The following is a 21,094-nucleotide window of genomic DNA, read 5'->3' on the forward strand; positions in this document are numbered from 1 at the left end:
GCCCCTCCCCCGGTCACCGCGCCGCCTCCCGCTCGGCGTCCAGCTCCGCGTCCGGTTCCCCGCCCCGATCCGCGTCCCGGTGCGTGTCGGCGGCGCCGAACACCGCCCGGTAGGCGGGCTCGTGCCGCCACAGCTCTTCGTGGGTTCCGGTCGCCCGTACCCGCCCGTCCTCCAGCCATACGACGAGATCGGCGCGGGCCGCGGACGAGAGGCGGTGCGCGACCACGATCCGGGTGCCCGGCCGGATCTCGCGGGCGAGGGCCCGCTCCACCTCCCGGGCCGTGACGGTGTCGAGGCTGGAGGTGGCGTCGTCCAGCACCAGGAGCCGGCCCGCGTGGGCGAACGCCCGCGCCAGCCCGAGCCGTTGCACCTCTCCTCCCGACATCGGGGCGTCGGCGAGGTGGGTGCCGTACGCGTGCGGCAGGCGCCGTACGAACAGGTCGGCCCCCGCCGCGCGGGCGGCGGCGCGCACCGCTTCCGGCCCGGGATCCGGCTCCGCGCCGAACGCGATCGCCTCGCCGACCGTCTCCCCGAGCAGCACGGGCCGGTCGAAGGCGTACCCGACCTCGCGGCGCAGTGCCTCGGCGGTCAGCTCCGGCAGGGGCACCCCGTCCAGCAGCACCCGGCCCGCGTCGGGGTCGGTGAGCCGGCCGGCCACGGCGGCGAACAGGGTCTTGCCGGCGCCCGAGCGGCCCACCACGGCCACGGTGGCGCCTCCGGGGATCACCAGGCTGATGTCGTGCAGGACCGTCGCCCCCTCGCGCACGACCCGTACGCCCTCCAGTTCCAGGGTGCCGGGGCCGTCCTCCGGCAGCCCCGCCCGGCCGTGGCCCAGCTCGGGCAGGGCCAGGAGGGCGGCGGTCCGCCGGGCCGCGGACCGGCCCCGGACCACGGCCGCGAGGCCGCCGGTCACGGCGCCGATGCCGGCCGCGAGGCCCGCGTACCGTACGGCGGCGAGGAGCTCGCCGACGCCGATGGCCCCGGCCGACAGGCGGATGCCGCCGACGGCCAGGACCGCGTACAGGAGCAGCGGCATGAGGACGGACGAGCGGGCCGTGGTGGCGCCGTACACCTGCCACATCCGCCGGCCCTCGGTGCCCAGCTCGGGCAACCGGGCCAGGATCCGGGCGCGTTCGCGCTCCGCGGTGCCGGCTGCGGCGATCGTACGGGCCCCGGCCAGCGCCTCGGTCAGCCGGCCGGCGGTCTCCAGCTGGACCTGCTGGTAGCGGGCGACGCTCATGTGGGTGTCGCGGGCGAAGGCGCGCAGCAGGAGCACCAGGAACGGGATGCCGACGAGGAAGGCGAGCGCCGTCCACACGTCGATGAGGAAGAGGGCGGTCACCGCGCCGAGCGGCGGCAGCAGCGCCGCGACGGCGTGCGCGACGGCGGCCGGGACCTTGCCGGCCTCGGTGGCGTGTGCGGTCAGCCGGGCCGCCGTCTCGCCGGGTGTGTGGCGGGCCGCGTGGTGCGGGGCCGTCCGCAGCAGCCGGGCGAGCGCGAGGCGGCGCAGGCGGGCGGTCGAGCGGCCGTCGACCTCGCCGCTCAAGCGGGCGGCGGCCGCGTCCAGGAGCACCTCGGCCGCGATGACCGCGGCGCACAGCAGGGTCCAGGCGGGGCCCGCCGGGGCGCGGCGCAGCAGCAGGTCGAGGGCGTGGCCGAGGACGGCGGGTTCGGCGAGCGCCGCCGCGGCGGCGCCCAGCGTGCATCCGAGGACGGCGGCGGTCCGCCCGGCGCTGTGCCGGGCCGCCGCCACGAGGGCCCGGTCGGCGGTGCGTGCCATGGCCGCGGCCTGCGCCGTACCGGCCTCCGCGTCGGGGGGGCTCATCGGCGGGTCCTCCAGTCGCGGGTACGTGGTGCGGGCCCGGGCGGCGAACCGCCCGGGCCCGACATGGCCTGCGTCAGTTACAGGTCGTGACGCTCAGGCTGCTGTCCCCGCACAGGAGCAGGCTGGCGCGGCTGCCGCCGCCGGTCATCGCGACCTCGGTGGCCTCTTCCTTCGGGGTCTCCATCGACTGCAGGTCAAGAAGGGTCATGTCGGTTCCTCTTCTTCTCTCGAGTGGTGCGATGGGTCACGGCCCCGGACGGGGCCGGCTCTGGGGCCGCCGCGGTGCGCCGCAGCGGCGGAAGGAACGGCAGGTGCGCGCGCCCGCCGGGCGCGGCGCTGCCGAGGGCGAGGAGAGCGCCGGCGGTGCCCGTGGCGAGATCCATGGACAGGCGCATCATCTGCTCGCCGGGGAAGGCCAGATGGCCCTGGTACGGCACGGCGTGCCGGGCCAGCGCGTCGATCTGGCGGGCGATGTCCGCGGGGCCCGTGCCCGGGCCGGGGGTGGTGGTCCGGGCCAGGTGGAGGACCATCCCGGCGGCGCCGCGCAGCAGGCCGGGCTGGGCGTAGAAGGTCGCCTGCGCCGCCCGTACGATCTCGCGCCGGGCCTTCTCGAACCGCTCGTCGGGAGCGTGCTCCAGCCAGTCGTCGAGGACCATGCCGATGCCGACGCTGCCCTCGCCGAGGTACGGCATGGTGCGCCAGCCCTCGTTCACCTGGAGGGTGCCGTACGCGCTGGTGACGCAGCGGTCGAGGTCGCGGTGGAGCGCCCGGGCGGACTGGAGCAGCAGTTCCTTGTCGCCGGTGCGTTCGTACAGCCGCAGGAAGAGCAGGGCGGGGCCGGTGTTCCCGTACATCAGTCCGGCGCGGGCCGGCCGGTGTTCGGGCCGGGCGAGCAGGTCGGCGCAGCGCAGGGCCGCGGTGTGCAGTTCGCCCTCGCCGCTCGCGGTGCCGAGGGCGTCCAGGGCCAGCCCGATGCCGGCGAGTCCGCCGTGCAGGTCCGGGCCGGCGCTCTGCCAGGGCTGGTGCAGCAGCCGCTCGGCGAGGGCGAGGGCGCGCTCCGCGTGGCCGAGCCGGTCCAGCGTCCAGGCCGTGCCGGCGAGGCCGTCGTAGAAGCCGAGCGGGGTGCCTGAGGCCGGTTCGGCGGTCCGCTCCAGCAGCCATTGCTCGGCCTCGGGCCAGGGTGCGGCGCCGGTCTCGGCGAGGGCGTGGAGGACCCCGGCGATGCCGTTGCCGAAGCAGGTGCCGCCTCCGGCGTTCGCGAACTGGGCGATGTCACCCGGTACGAAGCGGTCCTCGCGCTCCGGGGTGGCGCTCGCGCGGATCGCCGCGGTCATCGAGGTACGGGCGGCCGGCCACTCCCCCGGCTCGACGGGCAGGTACGGGCGGCGCGGGGCGGGAAGGCGGCCACCCGGTTCGCCCTGCGGGGCGCCGGACAGGATCTCCTCGACGGCTTCGTCGAGGAAGCGCCCCGGTACGGGGAACTGCGCGGCGGCGACGGCGGCCAGATGGGCGGCCTTGGCCCGGTCCAGGACGAGCAGGCTGGTCAGGGGGAGGAACAGGGCGAGGCGCAGGCAGGCGAGGGCGTAGCGGTCGACGGAGAACCCGCGTCGCTCGGCGGGGGCGACGAAGGCGGGGTTGGCCACGGTCTGCCGCAGTCCCTCGTCGATGTGCGCGGCGGCCTCGAAGTCCAGGAGGGCGACGGAGGGTTCCCCGCTCTCGTCCTCCTCCACCATGATGTTGAAGAGGTGGAGGTCGTTGAAGACCACGCCGCGGGCGTGCACGGCCTCGACCGCCTCGGTGACCCCGCGGTGGATCTTCAGGGCCCACTCGGTGTACGAGGCGAGCTCCGCCGGGTCGGGGTCCGCCTCGATCAGCGGGTGGCGGCGGGCGAAGTAGGTGTTGAGCGGTTTGCCGGGAAGGTGTTGCAGCACCAGGAAGTGGTGGTCGCCGACGGTGAACGTGCCGCGCACCGCCGGTACGCAGTCCAGGCCCGACAGCCTTTCCAGCGCGGCCTGTTCGCGGCGGAGCCGGGTCACGGCGTCGGCGCCGTCGGCGGCGAGTCCGGCGTACGGGCGGGCCTCCTTGAGGACCACGGACTCGCCGGTGCGGCTGTCCTTGCCGACGTAGACCCCGCCGCCGTTGGAGAAGTGCAGTGCCCGCTCCACCGTGAAGGGGATGCCGGTGAGGGTGGTCGCGGAGCGCGCCGCGAGGTGCGGCTCCAGGAAGGCGGGCAGTTCCAGCCACTCGGGCGGCTGGAACACCGGTCCGCGCGGGTCCGGTACGAGGCGCCCGTCGGGGGTCTCGATCGCCGGGACCAGCTCGCCGTGCTCGTCGTAGCAGTGCCGCAGGGTGAAACTGCCGTAGCGCAGGTGGACCGGGCCGGCGCCCCAGCGCAGGTCGCTGAGGATGTACGGGCCGGCCGCCCCGGCGAGCGCCGCGTCGAGGTCCTCCGCGATCCGGCGGCACTGCTCCTCGTCGGCCGGGTACACCGTGATGAACTTCCCGCTCGCCGCGCGGTCGGCGTACTTGGCGTTGCGCAGGTGCAACAGGTACCGGCTCGGTATGAACTTGAAGGCGATGCTCCGGGCGGTGCAGTACGCGTACACCGTCGCCAGCAGCGATTCTGCGTTGTCGAGCGTGGCCGAGACGTGGATCTTCCAGCCCTGTGCGGGCAGTTCGGCGTCGGCGGGGCGCAGGGCGAGCCAGTCGCCGCTGCGGTGCGAGCGCCACCCCGGCGGGACGGGGGCGAGCGCGGCCGGGTAGCTCTCGCCGGCGCGCCGGTACGGCGCGTCGTAGAACCATCGGTCGGCGTCGCAGAAGGCGGCGTACCCCTTGTTCACACCTGCTCCCTCGTTCGGCGGCAGACCCGAAGGTGTCACGCCGGGAGGATGCGGCGACAGTCACGTCTGTCATCGATGGGGTGTGCAGTACTCACGAGTCACCAGTCGGATGCCACGGGTCAGGTGTCACGGGGCTCGGCGGCCCGTCGGGTCCACCAGTGCTGGCGGCGCGGGTGGACGGCCCGCCCGAGACGGCGGCCGATCAGCAGGTATCCGAGGAGCGCGCCGGCCGTGTTGAGGATGACGTCGTCGATGTCGAAGACGCGCCCCGTGACGAGGGCGCCCTGGACGAGCTCCACCAGGGTCATCAGGCAGACCGTCACGGCCCCGACCCGCAGCAGCCCCCGTGCCGGGGGCAGCAGGACGGGCAGGAGCACCCCGAACGGCACGCCGAGCAGGACGTTCCCGCCCAGCTGGCGCACCGCCTCGATCGTCGAGGTCCCGTCCAGATAGGCCTTGACGGAGTGGCCGGGCCGGACGTTGGCGTGCACGAGGGCCGCCGAGGCGGCGGACGGTTCCAGCGTCAGCCGGGCCAGGACCACGCCGAACAGCACGGTCCCGGCGAAGGCGGTCACCATGGCCGAGGCCCGGACCACCGGATGGGCCGGGCCCCGTCGCCGCTCCGGACGGTCCGGGCGTCGTCGCTCCACCGGGCCGTCCGGGCCCGGTCGCTCCACCGGACGGTCCGGGCCCTGCCGCTGGGCCCGCTTCTCGCTCATGCGCCGTACGTAGCTCCACGTCATGCAGGCGCGTGTACCCGGCGGCCCGCCCGGTACGCGGCCACGCCACGCCGGTGCGGCGCATGCGGGCGGGCCGCATCGGGCACCTGCGCAGCGTGACCGACATCCCCCGCACCGCCTCCCGCCCGAGCGGCCCGCCCGTGGCCGCCCTCGCCGCGCGAACCCGCGCCGAGCTGCGGCGTACGGCCGTCCGCGTCTGGACCGACAACCTCGCCGACCACGCGGCCGCACTCACCTACTACGCCGTCCTGGCGCTCCTGCCCGCACTCGTCATCGCGGTCTCCCTCGTGGGCCTGCTGGGCGGGGCCACGAGGGACCGGCTGATCACCGAGCTCACCTCGTACGCGCCGCCCCAGTCGGCGCAGGTGCTGCGCGACGCGCTCGGCGGACTCGCGGCGGAGCAGTCGTCGATGTGGGCCCTGCTGATCAGCGGCGTACTCAGCGCCCTGTGGTCGGCGTGCAGCTATCTGGCGGTGTTCCGCCGCGCCCTGCACACGATGCACGGGGTGCCCGACCGGCGGCCCCCGCTGCGCGCGGCCCACACCCTGCTCCTCAACGCGGCGCTGCTGCTGGTCCTGCTCGTGGTCGCCGCCGCGGTACTGGTGGTGTCCGGGCCGGCGGCCCGCTGGGTGGCGCGGACCGCCGGGGGGAGCGGCCCGGAGGCCATCGCGCTCCTGCGCTGGCCCGTACTGCTCGCGGCCGTCACCTTCCTGGTGCTGATCCTCTTCCGTACCGGGCCGGACCGCGGCCGCGGCACCCGCCGGGGCCTGCCCGGCGGCGTACTGGCCGCCGTGCTCTGGCTGGCCGCTTCGGTGCTGTTCACGCTGTACACGGGGCTGGACACCTACGGCCGGCTCTACGGTTCGCTGGCCGGCATCGTGGTCTTCCTGGTGTGGCTCTGGATCGCCAACCTGGCCCTGCTCACCGGGGCCCAGTTCAACGCCGAGCGGGCCCGGTGAACATGCGGGCGGGCGGGCCCCGTGTGAGGGACCCGCCCGTGCCGTGCCGGACCGCGCGGTGCGGTCACCAGTAGTGGCGCCGACCACCGACCGCGTGCCCGACCGAGCCCAGGACCCACAGCACCGCGCCCACCACCAGCAGGATGACGCCGATGGTCCACAGGATGGAGATCCCGGTCAGAAAGCCGATGACCAGGAGGATCAGACCGATGAGAATCATGATGCCCTCGTTCTCACTTGGTGGATCGGCGATCGTGGCGGGAGCCGCCGCGATCGCCTCGAACGGCGTGTACCCCCGAATCTCGTCCCTACCGGTATCGGCCCGTCTTCGTGACAGCGGTTCGGATCCGGCGAGGATGGGGGCATGACCGACACGTTCACGACACGAACCCTCGACGTGACGACGGGCTCCTCCGAGACCGTCCACGATCTGACTGCGCAGTGCGCGCAGTTCCTGCGGGAGGCCGCCCGGGGCCGGGACGGGCTGCTCAACGTGTTCACCCCGCACGCCACGGCCGGCCTCGCCGTCATCGAGACGGGGGCCGGCAGTGACGGCGACCTGCTGGACGCCCTGCGCACCCTGCTGCCGGCCGACGACCGCTGGCGCCACCGGCACGGTTCGCCCGGTCACGGCCGCGACCACGTGCTGCCCGCCCTCGTACCGCCCCACGCCACCCTTCCGGTGGTGGGGGGAGAGCTGGCGCTCGGCACGTGGCAGTCGGTGGTGCTGGTGGACACCAACCGGGACAACCCCCGGCGCACGGTACGCCTGTCCTTCCTGGGCTGAGCCGGCCACCGGCCCGGTCCGGGGAGTCAGCCGCCCAGGGTGCGGCGGGCGCAGCGGAGCACCAGGGAGGCCAGGTCGCCCTCCGTGCGCAGCAGTTCGCGCTGCACGCGGGCGCCGTTGCCGCAGGCCTGCAGCCCGGCCAGGCCCTCCTTGACGAAGCCGGCGTCCCCGTTGTCCTCCAGGGCTTCGCCCACATGGCCGTAGAGTGCCCTGACCACGGCTTCGGCGGAGTCCTCGCGCAGGGTGGCCGGGTGGACCAGGGGTCCGTCGAGCCCGGACCGGGCCGCCCGCCAGGCGGCGAGCCGGAGCAGGCTCGTGTCGACCGCGGGGGCCGGTTCCCCGGCGCGCCAGTCCCGGGCCGCGGTGTCCACGAGCCCGCGGACCAGGGCCGCCAGCAGCACGGCGGTCGACGCGTCGAGGCAGACGTCCGCCACGCGGACCTCCACGGTCGGGTACGAGGCGGCCAGCCGCGCGTCGAAGTAGATCATCCCCTCGTCCCGGATGGCCCCGGTGGCGACCATGGCCCGTACCCGCTCGTGGTAGCGCTCGGGCGTGCCGAAGAGGTCCACCGGGCCGGCCGAGGGCCAGCGGTTCCAGACCCTGCTGCGGTAGCTGCCGTACGCGGTGTCCTCGCCCTGCCAGAACGGCGAGTTCGCGCTCAGGGCGGTGAGCACGGACAGCCAGGGCCGGATACGGTCGAGCACCGCCACGCCCTCCTCGTCGGAGTCCACCATCACGTGCACGTGGCAGCCGCAGGTCAGCTGTTCCTGGGCGGGCAGGCCGAACTGGCGGGCGATCCACTGGTAGCGCTCCCCCACGCTCAGCGACGGCTCCACCGGCAGCGGGCAGGTGGCGAGGGCCGCCACCAGGACGCCGGCGGCTTCGGCGTGGCGCGCGGCCTCGGCCCGCCAGCGGCGGATCTCCTGGTGGAGTTCGTCCATCCGGGTCACCGGGCGGGTCGCGAACTCCACCTGTTCCTTGTGCAGTTCCTTCTCCAGCGGGATCTCTCCCCCGGCGCCCGCCGCCCGGCCGCCGGACCGCAGGGCCGATGCCAGCACGGCGCCGGCGGAGGCCGCGGGCCGGCCGGTCCGCGGATCGACCAGCAACAGTTCCTCTTCGACGCCGACGCTGCGCATACGGGGCCTTTCGCTTGCTCTCCGTGCCGTTTCCCGGGGCGTATGCCCGCTCCCGCGGGGGCCCATCCGCGGCCTCACCCGGATGAGCGGCTCCCGCCGGGCGGCCGCCGGCGCCGCGGACCTGCAGAACTGTCAGTGGCGGCGGTTACGTTCGAGGTGTTGCACGAGCCGTTTTCCGACAGGAGTGGACGATGACCGAGAGCAGTGCTCCGCCGGTGCTCAGGGTGGTGCTGACAGACGTCAACGAGCGCGTGGTGGAGGCGTGGCGGGCCGCTTTCGCGGACACCCCCGGCATCGAGATCCGCCGGGGCTCGATCCTCGACGAGGACGTCGACGCCTGGGTCACGCCCACGAACTCCCGGGGCCGGATGGACGGTGGCGTCGACGCCGCCGTCAAGCGGCACCTCGGACCGGGCATACAGCTGCGGGTGCAGCGGGCGATCCGCGACCGCTTCGCCGGCGCCATGCCGCTGGGCAGCGCGGTCTGCGTCCCGTCGGGGGCGGCCGTACCCCGGTTCCTGATATCGACGCCGACCATGGTCGAGTCCTCGCAGAACGTGAGTGCCACGCTGAACGTGGCCCTCGCCTGCGCCGCCGCGTTCCAGGCCGTCCACCGGCAGAACCGGAAGGCGCCGGGGAGCATCCGCTCCGTGGCGCTGGTCGGGATGGGCGCCCGGACCGGTCGGGTGCCCGCCAGGCTGTGCGCCAACCTGATGTGGACCGGTTACACGCTCTTCCACGACCACTGGTTCGAGGACGACGACGAGCTGCGCGCCACGATCACCGCGCAGCTGGGCGGCATCGAGAAGCGCCCGGTCGAGGAGCGCGTACGCATCGTGCCGCCGAAGGCCTCAGCCGATCCCCTGGCCCTCGCCGAGCTCTTCGACGGCGGTGGCGAGCCCTGGCTTCCGCTCCTGAAGCCCGTCATCGAGGCGCAGCCGGACGCCGCCCGGTTCATCGGGAAGGGCCGCGGCCCCGAGGTGGTCCCGGTCCGTGAGCTGACGTTCCAGGCGCTCAAGCCCCACCCCCCGCACCGATGGAAGGTGGTCGTCTTCGGCCAGAACCCGTACCCCCGCCCGGAGAGCGCGACGGGCATCGCCATGTTCGACAACACCTTCAACGACTGGAAGGACAGCCAGTTCGGCAGGGTCGTCAGCATCCGCTGCATCATCAAGGCGGCGGCGATGTGGAAGTACGGAATGGCGAAGAAGACCCCGATCGCCGACGTCCGGGCGCTGTTGCGGGAGCGGGAGACGGTCCGGCCGCCGGAGTGGTTCCAGGCGATGCTGACCCAGGGCGTCCTGCTGCTGAACGCCTCGCTCACCGCCAGCGGCGACGGGGCGATGGGGGCCGACCGGCACACGGCGTTCTGGCGGCCCGTCGCCGAGCGGATCCTCGAGGAGATCCTCAAGGCCAAGCAGGACGCCGAGGAGGAGGACCGCGGGGTCGTGTTCGCCTGGTGGGGGGCGCACGCCCGCGCCCTGAAGAAGGTCGTCCTGCGGCTCCAGGAGAAGTACCCGGACGTCGAGGTCCGGCACATCGACCACGCCAACCCGGCGGCGCAGGGCGACGTCTTCTGCGAGGGCGACCACTTCGCCAGGGTGAACGAGGCCTTGGCCTCGCTGGGTGCCGAGGGGATCGACTGGCTGCCGAGCAAGGGATGGGACGAGGGGGCGGCAGCGGCCGGTGCGGGTGGTGCGGACGGGGGTGTCGCGGCCCGGATGGGCGCCTTCATCGAGTCGACCATGAACTTGCACCAGCTGTACCTGGAGCGGCTCAGCAGCGTCAAGGACGAGGGCCTGGTCCTCCCCTCGATCACCGGCGTCTTCGCCACCCCGCTGATGGACTTCCAGGACGCCGTCGCGCCGGTCGCCCGGACGCTGTCCGGCCTCACCGGACACATCGACCGCTCACGGGAGTTCGGCAAGCGGCGCGCGGACGGGGCGTCCGGCGGCGGCCTGTCCGCCGACGCCATCGCCGCGCTCCACCTCTACACCTGCGAGTCCGCGTTCTACCGCGAGATCAACGCCGTCCTGCGTTCCCCGGACCGCACGAGGGTCACGCCCTACCTGCCGTACCTGCGGCTGCTGTTCTCGGCGGTCTCGGGGCTGCCCGCCCGCACCGAGCCGCTGTGGCGCGGGGTCTCGCTGGACCTGCGGGCGCAGTACCCGGTGGGTCGGACGGTGACCTGGTGGGGCGTGTCCTCGTGCACCTCCGAGCTGCACGTGGCCCGGTCCTTCCTGGGCAGCCGCGGCAAGCGGACGCTCTTCGAGGTGACGCCCGCCAAGGCCGTGGGCATCAGGAGCTTCTCGGCCTTCACCGGGGAGGAGGAGTACATCCTCGCGCCGGGCACGCAGCTCAAGGTGACGGACGTGAAGAGCGAGCGCGGCGGGCTGTGCACGGTCAGGCTGACGGAAGCGGACGCCGATCCCGTGGTGTCCTGACCCGCGGCGCGCCGGGCCCGGCGGCCTGCTGGTCCACCAGGGCGTACAGGCCGGACACCCGGGCGCCGCGGCGGCGTTTGGCCTCGACGGTCGTCATGCCCGCGTGCAGGGCGGTCGTGCCGTGGGCGTAGGCGTCCTCGACGGGCAGGTAGTACATGAGGTTGAAGTACAGGTGGGGTGTCGGGTGGTCGCGGTCGAGGGCGACCGCCCGGATCCAGGTCGTGGTCCCGTAGTGGTAGTAGAGGCAGAAGCCGGTCATCCGGGACCCGTCGTAGGCGGCCACCACCCGGGCTTCGCTGCCCATCGCCGCCGCCTGCCGTTTCAGCAGGCCGGTCATCGCGCCGACGCCGTCCCGGTCGTGCCCGTGGTCCTGCTGGTGTCCGGCGAGGAGGACCGCGGCTTCCTCGAAGCAGTCCGCGAGTACCTGTCGTCGTACGACGGGGCCGGCCGCGGCGAAGAGGCGGCGTTCGCGCCGTACGCCGACGCGGCGCTGCGAGGGCAGGGAGGAGATGTAGTCGTCGATGCCCGTGCCGGGGAGGGGGATGAGGGCGTCGTCCTCCAGGTGGAGGGCGGGGTCCGGGTAGAGGGGGGCGAGCCGGGTGGCGGCCGTGGTGGTGAGGTAGGGCCACCAGTGCGTCGTTCCGTGCCGGTCGGCGAAGGCCCGTACGGCGCCTTGGAGGAGGGCGAGGCAGGCGTCCCGCCGGCCGGAGTCCAGGCCGGGGGCGGTGAGCGGGGTGTTGTGGTAGCCGCGCCGGGCGCCGGCGATCACACGGGGCCGCAGGTGCGGGGGCAGTACGGCCTCGGGCCGGTAGCCGTCGTTCGGCTCGTCCCGCACCAGGTAGAGGGGGGCGGCGGCGAGCAGGACGCCGTCCGGATCCCGTACGAGCGCGTACGCGCAGGTGGCGGTGGGGTCTTCCTCTTCGCCGGCGAGCCACCGGTGGGAGAGGTAGAGGCCCGCCGGCCGGGCGAGGTGCTCCCACTCGGCGGCGGGGACCTCATGGACGGACTCGATGACGCTCGTGATCAACGGGGATTCCTCCGGCGGTGGCGGTTGGGGGCTCTGAGGGCGGGCGCGGCGAGTACGCCGAGCAGGCAGGCGGCGGCTTCGACACCCCACGGCAGGAGCGGACCGGCTTCCAGCAGCGCGGTGAACAGGGCGGGAGCCGCGACCATGCCGACGGCCCACGAGAACTGGTACAGGCCCTGCGTGAAGCCTCCGGCCGCCTGGGGAGTGAGGCTCACGGACAGCTCGCTCAGCGCCGGGCCGAGGAGGATCTCCGCCACGCTGAACAGGGCGATCGCCACGATGAGGGCCGCCCAGGCGGTGGCGGCGAGGGCACCGGGCAGCGCGGGGAGCGCGAACGCCACCATCCCGACGGCCATGATCAGGTATCCGACGGCCACGGCGCGCCGGGGCGCCTTGGGCGCCAGGTGCGCGGTGACGGCCGTCGAACACGCCGAGACGATCACGGTGTTGACGACGAACAGCAGGCTCGCCGCCGACGCGGGCAGGCCCAGCGCGCGGGTGGTGTAGACGGCGACGAGGATGGCGAGGGCGGCCTGCGCGAGGACGTAGGGGAGGTTGACGGCCACGAGCAGGAGGTAGCGGCGGGTGTGGTCGGCCCGGGTCACGAGGGCGCTCGGAGGCGCGCCGTCCGGCTGCGGCGCGAGGGTGGTCAGGGCGGCGAAGCAGGCGGCGGCCAGGAGGTAGGTGGCGGCGTCGAGGGCGATCATCCAGCGCAGCGAGCCGTTCCCGAACACGGTCAGGGCGCCGGCCGCGGCGGCGGACCCGGCGGCGAGCCCGACGTTGCGCAGCGAGCCGGTGAAGGCGAACCACGAGCGGCGTTCGTCGGCCTGGGTGACGTGCGTGATCAGGGTGCGCTGCGCGGTGAAGTACATGTTGATGCCGGCCTGGACGAGGACGTACACGCCGGCGACGTGCCACGGCTCGCGGGCGAGCAGGAACAGGGCGAACCCGGCGGCGGAGAGGACGTTCGCCCACACCACGACGCGTCGGGGCCCGACTCGGTCCATGAGCCGCCCGGCGAGGAACGTGACGGGCAGGGCCAGGGCCTGACCGGCCGTCATCGCCGCGCCCACCCGGGCCAGGGGCAGACCCCGGACGTCGGTGAAGTAGAGCAGTCCGAGCGGCAGCAGCATGCCGTTGCCGACGGAGTCGATCAGGTTGCCGGTGATGAACAGGCCGTGCCCGCGCAGTGGCGGCAGCCCGAGGCGGTCGGCCGCGGTGCGGCGCGGGCGGCGGGTGTCGGTGGCCGCGCTCACCGGTTCAGCAGGGAGGTGATCTTGCCCAGGACGCCGGCGGCGGGGAAGCCGGTCGTCTCGTGCAGCTCCGTCAGGGTTTTCACGGTCCGCTCCTCCTCGCCCTCGGCGAGGGTGATCACGACGATGTCCCCGCGGGAGGCGCCCTCGATGACCAGCTCGTGCGCGGTGACCACGCTGACGCTCCGGCGCAGTTGCGCGACCACCTCCGGTGGGACGCCGTCCCCGGCGAGGAACTCGATCGCCCAGCCCGCGCGTTGCGCCGTGCCCCCGGTGACGGGGAGGCCGCGGGCCATACGGGCGAGGGAGGTGAAGGTGTTGGTGCCGGACGCGGCGCACGAGAGGGTGGTGGCACCGCCGATGCGCGGGTTGACCTCCAGGATCACGAACCGGCCGCCGGTGTGGACCATGTCGACGTTCACCGATCCGTACACTCCCAGGCTTTCGCACAGGTCCACGAGCGTGCGGGCCACCTCGCCGAACGCGGCGTCCGCCTCCGCACGCGGGCCGCACCAGCGCAGGTCGGCGAAGGTGAACACCGGCTCCGCCCCGGCGCGTCCGGTCCAGCACAGGGGAAGGACCCGGTAGGCCCCGGGGCGCCCCACGATGTCCACGCTGCACAGGTCGCCTTCGACCACCTGCTCCACCACCGCCGACACCCCTGCCGGGCCAGGCGGAAGGTGGGCGTCGAGGCGAGGGTCGAGGCGGGCGTCGAGGCGGAGGTCGAGGCCGGTGACGTGGGCATCGAGGTACGCGTCGAGGTCCGCCGGCGAGCGCAGCGCGCGGATGCCCATGCTGGTCGAGTCCCATACGGGCTTCGCCATCAGCGGATAGCCGGTCTGTGCGGCCCGCACGCGCAGGGCGTCCCGGTACCCGGGCACGGCAAGGCCCCTCCCCGCCAGCAGATCGGAGTCGACGCGGAACCCCTCGGGCACCGTCAGGCCGGCCCGCTCGCAGAGCCGCTTGGTCTCCCACTTGTCCACCAGCAGCATCGTCGCCGCGAGCGGGGTCATCACCGTCGGGATGCCCGCGGCGTCCAGGAAGGCCTTGGCCGCCGCGTCGCGCAGCGCGTTCTCGCAGGGCAGCGAGATCGACACCGCCGCGTCCGCCCCCCAGGCGGCGACCGCGTCCGCGAGCTCCCGCGGCGTCACGGCGCGGTCGAGCCGTTGCCGGTGGCCGGGGAAGTCCTCGTCACCGGCGGCGCCACCGGTGTGGAAGAGCCCGGCCTCGATCCCCTCGGCCGCGAGGGCCCGTACGGCCCGCTGGACGTAGGGGTCGGCGCGCCGGATGCCCACCGACCGTAAGAACGCGATCTTCCGCACGTGCTTCAGCCCACTTCCACTCGGGACCGGGCGGCCGCCCGGTCGGCCAGCCCGCGCGCCTGATCGGCCGTTTCCGCACGGGCCACCACGTGCCCGATCCGGCAGGCCGAGTCCGCCGGCTCCGGCACCACGTCCCCGGGCCCGAGATGCACTTCGCCGTGGGTTCCGGGCAGGTCCGCGATGACCACCTCCCGCAGTACGCCGCCGTGCTCCGGCAGCAGGAACCGGATCGACGCCGCGTCGGTGCGGGAGGGGACGGTGTCGGGTACCAGGCCGAGCACGGCCTGGAGCTGGGCCACGGCCTCGCTCACGCCCGTCGCGGCCTCGACGATCTCGCACAGGTTGTCCCCCGGCAGCCGGGCGCCGGTCTCGATCACGTACGGCGTCTGCGTGCCCGGCGGGATCTTCACCTCCGTATGCGCGATCCCGTTGCGGACGCCGACGGCGAGCGCCGCCCGAGCAGCCGTGTGCTGCACCTTCCTGACCAGCGGGGCGGGCAGCCCGGAGGGGCAGGTGTGGCCGGTCTCGATGCGGTACCGGCCCTCGGTGGTGTCCTTCGCGACGACGGGCAGGGGGTAGGCCACCCCGTCCGCGACCACGGTGTCGCAGGAGTACTCCTCGCCCGGGATGTACTCCTGCAGCAGGGCCCGCGCGTCGAGCTCCAGGCCGTGCGGGTGGGCGTACGTGTACTGCCGGGCCGCGCCGACCGCCTCGGCGAGGCGGTCCGGGCCGTCGACCACGGACACGCCCCACGAGCCGCCCTGTTCCGCGGGCTTCACCACGAGCGGCCACCCCAGTGCATGCTCGCGTGCCGCCCGGAACGCCTCGTCGGCGTCGTGGGCGAGCGCCCAGCGGGGGGCGGGGATCCCGGCGGCCGCGAACGCCTCGCCCATCAGGATCTTGTTCCTGGCCGCGCGCGCGAGCCCGGGAGCGTTGCCCGGCAGGCCGAGCCGCTCGGCGAGCAGCGCGGCGAGCGGGGTGAACAGCTCGAAGCAGGGGGCGACACCGGCGATGGCGTGCCTCCGGCAGAAGGCGTCCATGTCCTCCAGCGCCCTCGGGGTGTCGGTCAGGTCCGTCGCGCACACCCCCGCGAGGGCGGCCCGCAGCCGGTCCGGATAGCCGTCGTGCACGTCCTGGTGGGTGGCCGCGTACAGGCGCACGCCCAGCCGGTCGGCCGCCTCGACGAGGAAACGCCCCGCGTTCCCCATCGGCTCGACCACCAGCACTCCCGGCCCGCGCGGGCCCGCCCCGATTGTCATTCCTCCAGCAAAGCCGTGGCGCGGGCGCGGCGGCTATGGGCCTGACCGACGAAAACAACGCGCCGCACGGCAGCACCCTTTGGAGTATTCACCAACGAACTGGCCACTAGGTGCGGGGGATTTGGTGCGCCTACCCGATGGAACCGGCCAAGCGTCCCGTGATCGGATCGCCAGGGTAGGGAAGTCCGCGCTTGCAAACCCGTACGGGAAGGCAACACCGTGACCAGCAGTCTGCACCAGCAGCTCGCCGACCACATCGTCCAGGGAGTCATTCCGCCCTACCAGTACTCGTACCCGCCCCGCTCCACCTACCGCCCCCTCCCGGAGGGCAAGTGGAGCATCCCCGAGGTGTGGGCGAGGGATCTCGCCAACCACCAGGTCCCCGAGCTCAACCTCTACCTGCACGTCCCCTTCTGCGACCGCAAATGCGGCTTCTGCAACCTCTACACGATCATCAGTACCGACGAGGACGTCTACGACGCCTACACCGACGCGCTCTGTACCCAGATCCGCGATCACGCGGAGATCATCCAGGCCCGTCGGTTACGCACGATCTACATCGGCGGCGGCACGCCCGCTCTGCTGAGGCCCCGCCACTTCGAGCAGATCTTCGCCACCATCGGCGAGATCTACCCCAACTGGCGCTCCACGGCCGAGGAAGTCGCCGTGGAGGCAACCCCCTCGTCGATCGCCGACGCGCCGGAGGAGTTCAAGGCCCTCATCGAGATGGGCCTCACGCGCGCCAACGTCGGCATCCAGTCCCTCGTCCCGCGCGAGATCCGCGAAGCCGGCCGCGGCGGCGAGGACGAGGACGTCATCCGGCGCGCCGTCCGCACCGCGCACGAGCTCGGCCTGCCGGACCTGTCCACCGACCTGATCATGGGCTTCGCGGGACAGACCCCCCGGACCTGGCGCCAGAGCGTGGACGAGCTGGCCGCGCTGCGCCCCACCACCATCAGCACCTACTTCCTCACGGTGCGGCCCGACGCCTGGTTCTCCAAGACCGGCGCCTACCAGTACATGTGGCAGCCCGAGCTCTACGAGCGCTACGACTACGCCCGTCAGGTCTTCCTCGACCACGGCTACGTCCAGGAGGGCTCCGTCCGCTACAAGAAGCCCGGCCGCGGCGGCTACGTGCAGAAGGTGCTCACCTTCCACGGCGTGCCCCTGCTCGGCCTCGGTGTCGGCGCCCGCTCGTACACCAGCGTGCTCGACTACATGTGCGGCAGCGTGAAGCCCTCGGCGGCCGAGGTCGCCGACTACATCAGGAGGGCCAAGAACCACGAGCTCGCGCCCGTCACCGGCTTCGAACTCACCGATGAGGAGATCGTGCGCAAGCGCCTCGTCCTCGACACGTTCGACCTCGACCTGAGCGAGCTCGACCGCTTCGGGTACCAGAAGCACGCCGCGGAGTTCGAGCCCGTCCTCGAAGCGGCCGAGTCCAACGGGCTGGTCCACCGCCTTGGCCGGCGCGTCCAGTTGACGCCCAAGGGCTTCAAGTACCGCGACGTGCTGTCCTGGATGTTCTACTCCGGGTCCGTCAAGGAGCTCGACCGCGAGTACTACGAGGACCTCCACGCCGCGAACAAGCGCGCCCGCAAGAACATGGGGGCGACGCCGGTCCGGATCACCGGCGTCGACCTGCGCGAGCGCGAGGGAGCCGCGTGAGCGATCTGTACATCGCGGCGGGCGGCGGAGGGGATCCCCTCGGGACCCTCATCGCCGCCCGCGCCCTCGCGGCGGACCCGGCCTGTCCGGCCGGTCCGCCGCTGATCGCCACGTACGCGTGGGAGCGCCCCGAGGTCGACCCGACCGCCCGCCCCCTCGGGACCCGGCACTTCGACGGGCTGGTCCACGAGCGGGGCGGCTTCGCCGCCTTCACCCCTGCCACCCGCGCCCGTCCGCCGGCCGGGTCCACCATGCCCGGCCTGGCCGGGGACCTGCCGGCCCGGCTGCTGCTCCTCGACCCCTCCGGGGGACTCCCCTCCCTCGCCCGGCAGATCGCGGCCATGGCCGAAGCCGCGGAGGGCGGCCGGATCCGTATCGTCGACATCGGCGGCGACGTCCTCACCCACGGCGACGAGCCCGGCCTGTGCAGCCCGTTCGGGGACGCCCTCACCCTCGCCGCGTGCCACCTGACCGGCATGGCGACCACCGTCCACGTCGCGGGGCCCGGCCTCGACGGAGAGATCGGCGAACACGTCCTGCTCGAACGCCTCGCGGGGAGCCTCCCCCTCGTCCCCGGCCGGGACGCGGTGGCGGCGGCCGCCCGCGCACTGGCCTGGCACCCCTCCGAGGCGTCGGCGCTGTGGGCCGCCGCCATCCAGGGCGCGCGCGGCACGGTCCGCACCGTCAACAGCGTCATCACCCTCACCGCCGCCTCCCCGCGGCTGTACCCGCTACCGCTCCAGGAGGCCATCGGCCACAACCCGGTCGCCCGGGCCCTCGTGGCCGAGCGCCCGGCGCACCTGGAGGCCGCGGCCGAGGTCTCGCGCCGGCTCACCGGCATCCCGGGCCTGGAGAGCGAGCGCACCCGTACGCCTCCACGGCCGCGCCCCGTCCCCCTGGACCGGGACGAGAACATGAAGGCGCTGCGCGAAGCGGCCGACGGCGCCTACCACATGACGTTCCGTCACGCGGCGCGCGTCCTGGGCCTCACATGGAGGGACATCCCTGCCCTCCGGGCCACCCTCGGCACGAACGCCCCCCTGCTCCACCTCACCTCCCTATCGGACCGGGCCGTGTCTTTTCGGGGGCGGGTCCCGGCTGCCGAAGGGGTAGATACCGAGGGCATCCGCACGGGCCGGGCGTCGGGCGAGCTCCACAACTAGTCACCCTCTGTGTTTAGATGCCGGAGAACCGGTAACAAGGAGTAGTGGAAGCACGTCAATACCCGGCGAAAGGCAGGAACATGAACCTCAGCGCAGTGCTCATCCTCGTCGTGGCCCTCGTCCTCGTCGGCCTCCTGGTCGCGGCCCCCAGCGCCACGGTCCGGAAGAACCCCTTCCCGGGCCGCCGAGCGCGGGCCGGCCATCGCCGCCCGGGCGCTCCCCGGTCGACCCGGGTGCCCGGTCAGCGGGACGTCCGCCACCACGCGCGCTGACCCCGGGCCCACGCGCCCGTACGACCCGCCGTCAGGCCTGCGGCGGGGCCGGCGGCGCGGGCAGGGGCGGGCCCTGCGCGAGGATCCGCGCCGCGGCGAACTCCTCTCGGTCGGCCTGCTCGGCCAGGTCCAGGTAGCCGTACGCGTCGTCGCCGACCGGGATCCGCAGCGGTGTCGGACCCTGGGCCGCGACGATGTCGAGGACCCGCGCGGCGAAGTCCTCGGGGCGTCCCGTCCCGGGGTTCTCCGCCAGACCCCGGGCACCTTCGAGCATCTCGCGGTTGGTCACGTCGTAGACCGGGATCCGGCGCCGCGCCTGCGCCATGGACGTGCCGTACCGCGTGGCGAACATGCCCGGTTCCACCACCGTGACGCGGATGTTGTGCGGGGCGGCCTCGATCGCCAGGGCCTGGCTCATGCCCTCCAGCGCGTGCTTCCCGGCGACGTAGGCGCCCATTCCGGGGAACGCGATCCGGCCGACCACGGAGGAGATGTTGACGACGTGGCCGTGTCCCTGGGCCCGCATGAGCGGCAGGACGAGCCGAGTGAGCCGCCACGGCCCCACGACCAGGGTCTCCAGCTGATCGCGCAACTCGGCGTCCGACACCTCCTCGACCGCACCGAACAGCCCGATGCCCGCGTTGTTGACGAGGACGTCGATGCCGCCGAGGCGGTCGACGGCTCTACGGACGGCTTCCTCGCAGGAGGCGGCGTCCCGCAGTTCGAGCGGTATCGGGACGATACGGCCCGGCCAGGCGGCGGCGAGGCCCTCCAGGTCGGCGGTCTTGCGGGCGGTGACGGCCAGTTCGTCCCCGGCGCGGGCCGCGGCCGAGGCCAGCGCGTGTCCGAGGCCGGAGGAGCATCCCGTGAGCAGCCAGCGTCGTCCCATCGTTACCCCCGTGACGAGCGAGTGGTGCGGACCGTGGTGCTGACGGTCATGGTCGGGGGGCGGCGGCTTTCGGTCATCCCCTCCCGCGGGGGCGTGCGGAGGCGCGCGGGCGCACGTACGGGCGCACGCGGCGCCGTCGGCCCGGGCCGCCGGTCACACCGATTCGGTCGCGAAGAGCTCCAGGTGGGCGCAGTGCGGGCAGCGGTACGCCTCTATGCGCCGCCGCGGCCTGCCCAGCCGTCTGGCGCCGCCGAAGAGGCCCCGTTCCAGCGGTCCGGCGATCCAGCGCGCGTACCCCCGGGCCCCCTCCCCCGCGTCCTCGACGAAACCCGGCTCCAGGCCGACGCCACCGCAGTACGTACATCTCATGCCGTCCACGGGCCGAGTGTACGAACCGGCGCGGCGGCGGGTGAGGAAGTTCACCGCGGGTGACGCCCCGGGCGGCGCATCGCGTTGCTAGATTATCCGGCGGCCGGTCCACGGCCCCGGACGAGATGCGCCGTACCCGGTTACGCACGACGACGCGCGAGGTGCCGCACGAGCGGCGCCGCCCCGCTGTCCGCGCCCGGGCAGCGTCCTCGTCGAGCAAGATGGGCCGTACGCCATGACCGTGCCACTCACCCGCAGCCTGTACCGGACGACCGCCCACGCCGCCGGGGGACGCACCGGATCCGTCCGCACGGACGACAAGCGCCTGGACCTCCGCCTCGCCCCGCCGCGCAAGAAGGTCCCCGGCGCCACCAACCCCGAGCAGCTGTTCGCGGCCGGTTTCGCCGCCTGCTTCACCTCGGCGCTCGCCGAGGTCGCCGCCGAGTTCGGGGCGGACGCCTCCGCCGCAGAGGTGGCCTGCGAGGTGCAGCTCGGGACCACGGACACGCCCGCGGGCTACGGCCTCGCGGTGGCGCTCACCGTCAGCCTGCCCGGGTGGCGGGCGGCGGACCTCCAGCCCCTGCTGCACCGGGCGGACGCGGTCTGCCCGTACGCGCAGGCCGTGCGCGGCAACGTACCGCTGACGCTCTTGGCCGTGGACGGGGCCGCGGCCGATGACCGCGCCTGAGCCCGGGCCCGGGGTCCCGGTGCCCCCGTACGGCGCCTGGCTGCGGCGCGGCATCAGCCGCGACGGCGGACCCCTCGTCGAGGACCGCGAGGTGGTGTGGCTGCAGGCCGGGCCGTACTACGCCGACAGCCGGGGCTTCGCCGGTACGACCTCCTTCGACGGCACCCGGGTGCGCTTCCACCACCTCACGGGCGAGCCGGGCGAGGACACCGGCACGTTCCACCGGGACGGCGCGAACCTCGTCGAGCAGGGCACCAACCCCGACGGCGGCACCTTCCTGGAGGTCTGGACCCCCCTCCCGGAAGCCGAGGAACCCTACGGCTCCTGGTCGGGCCCGGACCACCACGTGGTCCGCGTGGGCCCCCACGTGGTGCACGTGGACGCACACACCGGCACGTACTGGCACCTGTGACCCACCCGCCCGCGGCGGCCGCTGCCGTGCGCAGGGCTCCG

20 protein-coding genes and 1 riboswitch are annotated in these 21,094 nt (G+C 73.9%); of the genes, 8 read left to right on the top strand and 12 right to left on the bottom strand.

Features of this window, described 5'->3' with window-relative positions:
• Positions 1-13: 13 nt before the first annotated feature.
• From CP980_RS04730 to CP980_RS04745, 4 genes are all read right to left on the bottom strand, one after another.
• On the bottom strand, positions 14-1,825 hold the full coding sequence (locus tag CP980_RS04730) for an ABC transporter ATP-binding protein (protein WP_150492715.1): 1,812 nt from the start codon (positions 1,823-1,825) through the stop codon (positions 14-16).
• Between the two features lie 73 nt (positions 1,826-1,898).
• Positions 1,899-2,033: a SapB/AmfS family lanthipeptide gene (locus tag CP980_RS04735; protein WP_048478819.1), complete on the bottom strand. Its 135-nt coding sequence runs from the start codon at positions 2,031-2,033 to the stop codon at positions 1,899-1,901.
• The gene (gene lanKC, locus CP980_RS04740) at positions 2,020-4,665 is read right to left on the bottom strand and encodes a class III lanthionine synthetase LanKC (protein WP_150492716.1); all 2,646 of its coding nucleotides are present in this window, start codon (positions 4,663-4,665) and stop codon (positions 2,020-2,022) included. The genes CP980_RS04735 and lanKC overlap by 14 nt, the downstream gene beginning before the upstream one ends.
• A 119-nt stretch (positions 4,666-4,784) precedes the next feature.
• Positions 4,785-5,384 (bottom strand): VanZ family protein, encoded by a 600-nt coding sequence (locus tag CP980_RS04745; RefSeq protein WP_229906841.1) that lies wholly within the window; start codon positions 5,382-5,384, stop codon positions 4,785-4,787.
• An 83-nt stretch (positions 5,385-5,467) separates the two neighbouring features.
• Here CP980_RS04745 and CP980_RS04750 point away from each other — a divergent pair, with 83 nt between their 5' ends.
• Positions 5,468-6,364: a YihY/virulence factor BrkB family protein gene (locus tag CP980_RS04750; RefSeq protein WP_150530125.1), complete on the top strand. Its 897-nt coding sequence runs from the start codon at positions 5,468-5,470 to the stop codon at positions 6,362-6,364.
• Positions 6,365-6,428: 64 nt separating this feature from the next.
• Here the strand turns inward: CP980_RS04750 and CP980_RS34990 are convergent, their stop codons facing one another.
• Positions 6,429-6,584 (bottom strand): DUF6131 family protein, encoded by a 156-nt coding sequence (locus CP980_RS34990; RefSeq protein ID WP_099895254.1) that lies wholly within the window; start codon positions 6,582-6,584, stop codon positions 6,429-6,431.
• A 144-nt stretch (positions 6,585-6,728) separates the two neighbouring features.
• On the opposite strand from CP980_RS34990, the gene CP980_RS04755 reads away from it, so the two are divergent.
• Complete coding sequence (locus CP980_RS04755; protein ID WP_132754282.1) at positions 6,729-7,151, top strand: secondary thiamine-phosphate synthase enzyme YjbQ; 423 nt, start codon at positions 6,729-6,731, stop codon at positions 7,149-7,151.
• Positions 7,152-7,177: 26 nt separating this feature from the next.
• On the opposite strand, the gene CP980_RS04760 is transcribed toward CP980_RS04755, so the two are convergent.
• Positions 7,178-8,287, bottom strand: coding sequence for a glutamate--cysteine ligase (locus tag CP980_RS04760; RefSeq protein ID WP_150492717.1), 1,110 nt, complete (start codon positions 8,285-8,287; stop codon positions 7,178-7,180).
• Positions 8,288-8,478: 191 nt separating this feature from the next.
• Between CP980_RS04760 and CP980_RS04765 the strand changes: the two genes are divergently transcribed.
• The gene (locus tag CP980_RS04765) at positions 8,479-10,731 is read left to right on the top strand and encodes an ADP-ribosyltransferase domain-containing protein (RefSeq protein ID WP_150492718.1); all 2,253 of its coding nucleotides are present in this window, start codon (positions 8,479-8,481) and stop codon (positions 10,729-10,731) included.
• Here CP980_RS04765 and CP980_RS04770 read toward each other — a convergent pair.
• The 4 genes from CP980_RS04770 to CP980_RS04785 are packed head-to-tail and all read right to left on the bottom strand — an operon-like array spanning position 10,691 to position 15,592.
• The gene (locus tag CP980_RS04770; RefSeq protein ID WP_167535791.1) at positions 10,691-11,758 is read right to left on the bottom strand and encodes a peptidogalycan biosysnthesis protein; all 1,068 of its coding nucleotides are present in this window, start codon (positions 11,756-11,758) and stop codon (positions 10,691-10,693) included. The two genes, CP980_RS04765 and CP980_RS04770, sit on opposite strands and share 41 nt — an antisense overlap.
• Positions 11,755-13,014 (bottom strand): MFS transporter, encoded by a 1,260-nt coding sequence (locus tag CP980_RS04775; protein WP_150492720.1) that lies wholly within the window; start codon positions 13,012-13,014, stop codon positions 11,755-11,757. The genes CP980_RS04770 and CP980_RS04775 overlap by 4 nt, the downstream gene beginning before the upstream one ends.
• Complete coding sequence (locus CP980_RS04780) at positions 13,011-14,333, bottom strand: ATP-grasp domain-containing protein (protein ID WP_150492721.1); 1,323 nt, start codon at positions 14,331-14,333, stop codon at positions 13,011-13,013. Before CP980_RS04780 ends, CP980_RS04775 begins: the two co-directional genes overlap by 4 nt.
• Positions 14,334-14,338: 5 nt before the next feature.
• The gene (locus tag CP980_RS04785) at positions 14,339-15,592 is read right to left on the bottom strand and encodes an ATP-grasp domain-containing protein (protein ID WP_150492722.1); all 1,254 of its coding nucleotides are present in this window, start codon (positions 15,590-15,592) and stop codon (positions 14,339-14,341) included.
• Positions 15,593-15,811: 219 nt separating this feature from the next.
• On the opposite strand from CP980_RS04785, the gene CP980_RS04790 reads away from it, so the two are divergent.
• From CP980_RS04790 to CP980_RS04800, 3 genes are all read left to right on the top strand, one after another.
• Positions 15,812-17,260 carry a coproporphyrinogen-III oxidase family protein gene (locus CP980_RS04790; protein ID WP_150492723.1) on the top strand — a complete coding sequence of 483 codons (1,449 nt, stop codon included), beginning with the start codon at positions 15,812-15,814 and terminating at the stop codon, positions 17,258-17,260.
• Positions 17,257-18,423: a DUF1152 domain-containing protein gene (locus tag CP980_RS04795; RefSeq protein ID WP_167535792.1), complete on the top strand. Its 1,167-nt coding sequence runs from the start codon at positions 17,257-17,259 to the stop codon at positions 18,421-18,423. Before CP980_RS04790 ends, CP980_RS04795 begins: the two co-directional genes overlap by 4 nt.
• An 80-nt stretch (positions 18,424-18,503) precedes the next feature.
• Positions 18,504-18,695 (top strand): hypothetical protein, encoded by a 192-nt coding sequence (locus tag CP980_RS04800; protein ID WP_099888536.1) that lies wholly within the window; start codon positions 18,504-18,506, stop codon positions 18,693-18,695.
• A 31-nt stretch (positions 18,696-18,726) separates the two neighbouring features.
• Here CP980_RS04800 and CP980_RS04805 read toward each other — a convergent pair whose 3' ends face one another.
• Positions 18,727-19,584 (bottom strand): SDR family oxidoreductase, encoded by an 858-nt coding sequence (locus CP980_RS04805; protein ID WP_150492725.1) that lies wholly within the window; start codon positions 19,582-19,584, stop codon positions 18,727-18,729.
• Between the two features lie 153 nt (positions 19,585-19,737).
• Entirely contained in the window at positions 19,738-19,953 is a 216-nt protein-coding gene (locus CP980_RS04810; protein WP_132754741.1) for a hypothetical protein, read from the bottom strand.
• Positions 19,954-20,049: 96 nt separating this feature from the next.
• Positions 20,050-20,112, top strand: a riboswitch (guanidine-III (ykkC-III) riboswitch).
• A gap of 76 nt (positions 20,113-20,188) precedes the next feature.
• Between CP980_RS04810 and CP980_RS04815 the strand changes: the two genes are divergently transcribed.
• Together CP980_RS04815 and CP980_RS04820 are read left to right on the top strand one after the other, a co-directional pair.
• Positions 20,189-20,641: an Ohr family peroxiredoxin gene (locus tag CP980_RS04815; RefSeq protein WP_150492726.1), complete on the top strand. Its 453-nt coding sequence runs from the start codon at positions 20,189-20,191 to the stop codon at positions 20,639-20,641.
• Positions 20,628-21,053 carry a hypothetical protein gene (locus CP980_RS04820; protein ID WP_150492727.1) on the top strand — a complete coding sequence of 142 codons (426 nt, stop codon included), beginning with the start codon at positions 20,628-20,630 and terminating at the stop codon, positions 21,051-21,053. Before CP980_RS04815 ends, CP980_RS04820 begins: the two co-directional genes overlap by 14 nt.
• Positions 21,054-21,094: the final 41 nt, after the last annotated feature.

The sequence above is a fragment of the Streptomyces vinaceus genome (assembly GCF_008704935.1).
In the GTDB taxonomy this organism is placed as follows: Bacteria; Actinomycetota; Actinomycetes; order Streptomycetales; family Streptomycetaceae; genus Streptomyces; species Streptomyces vinaceus.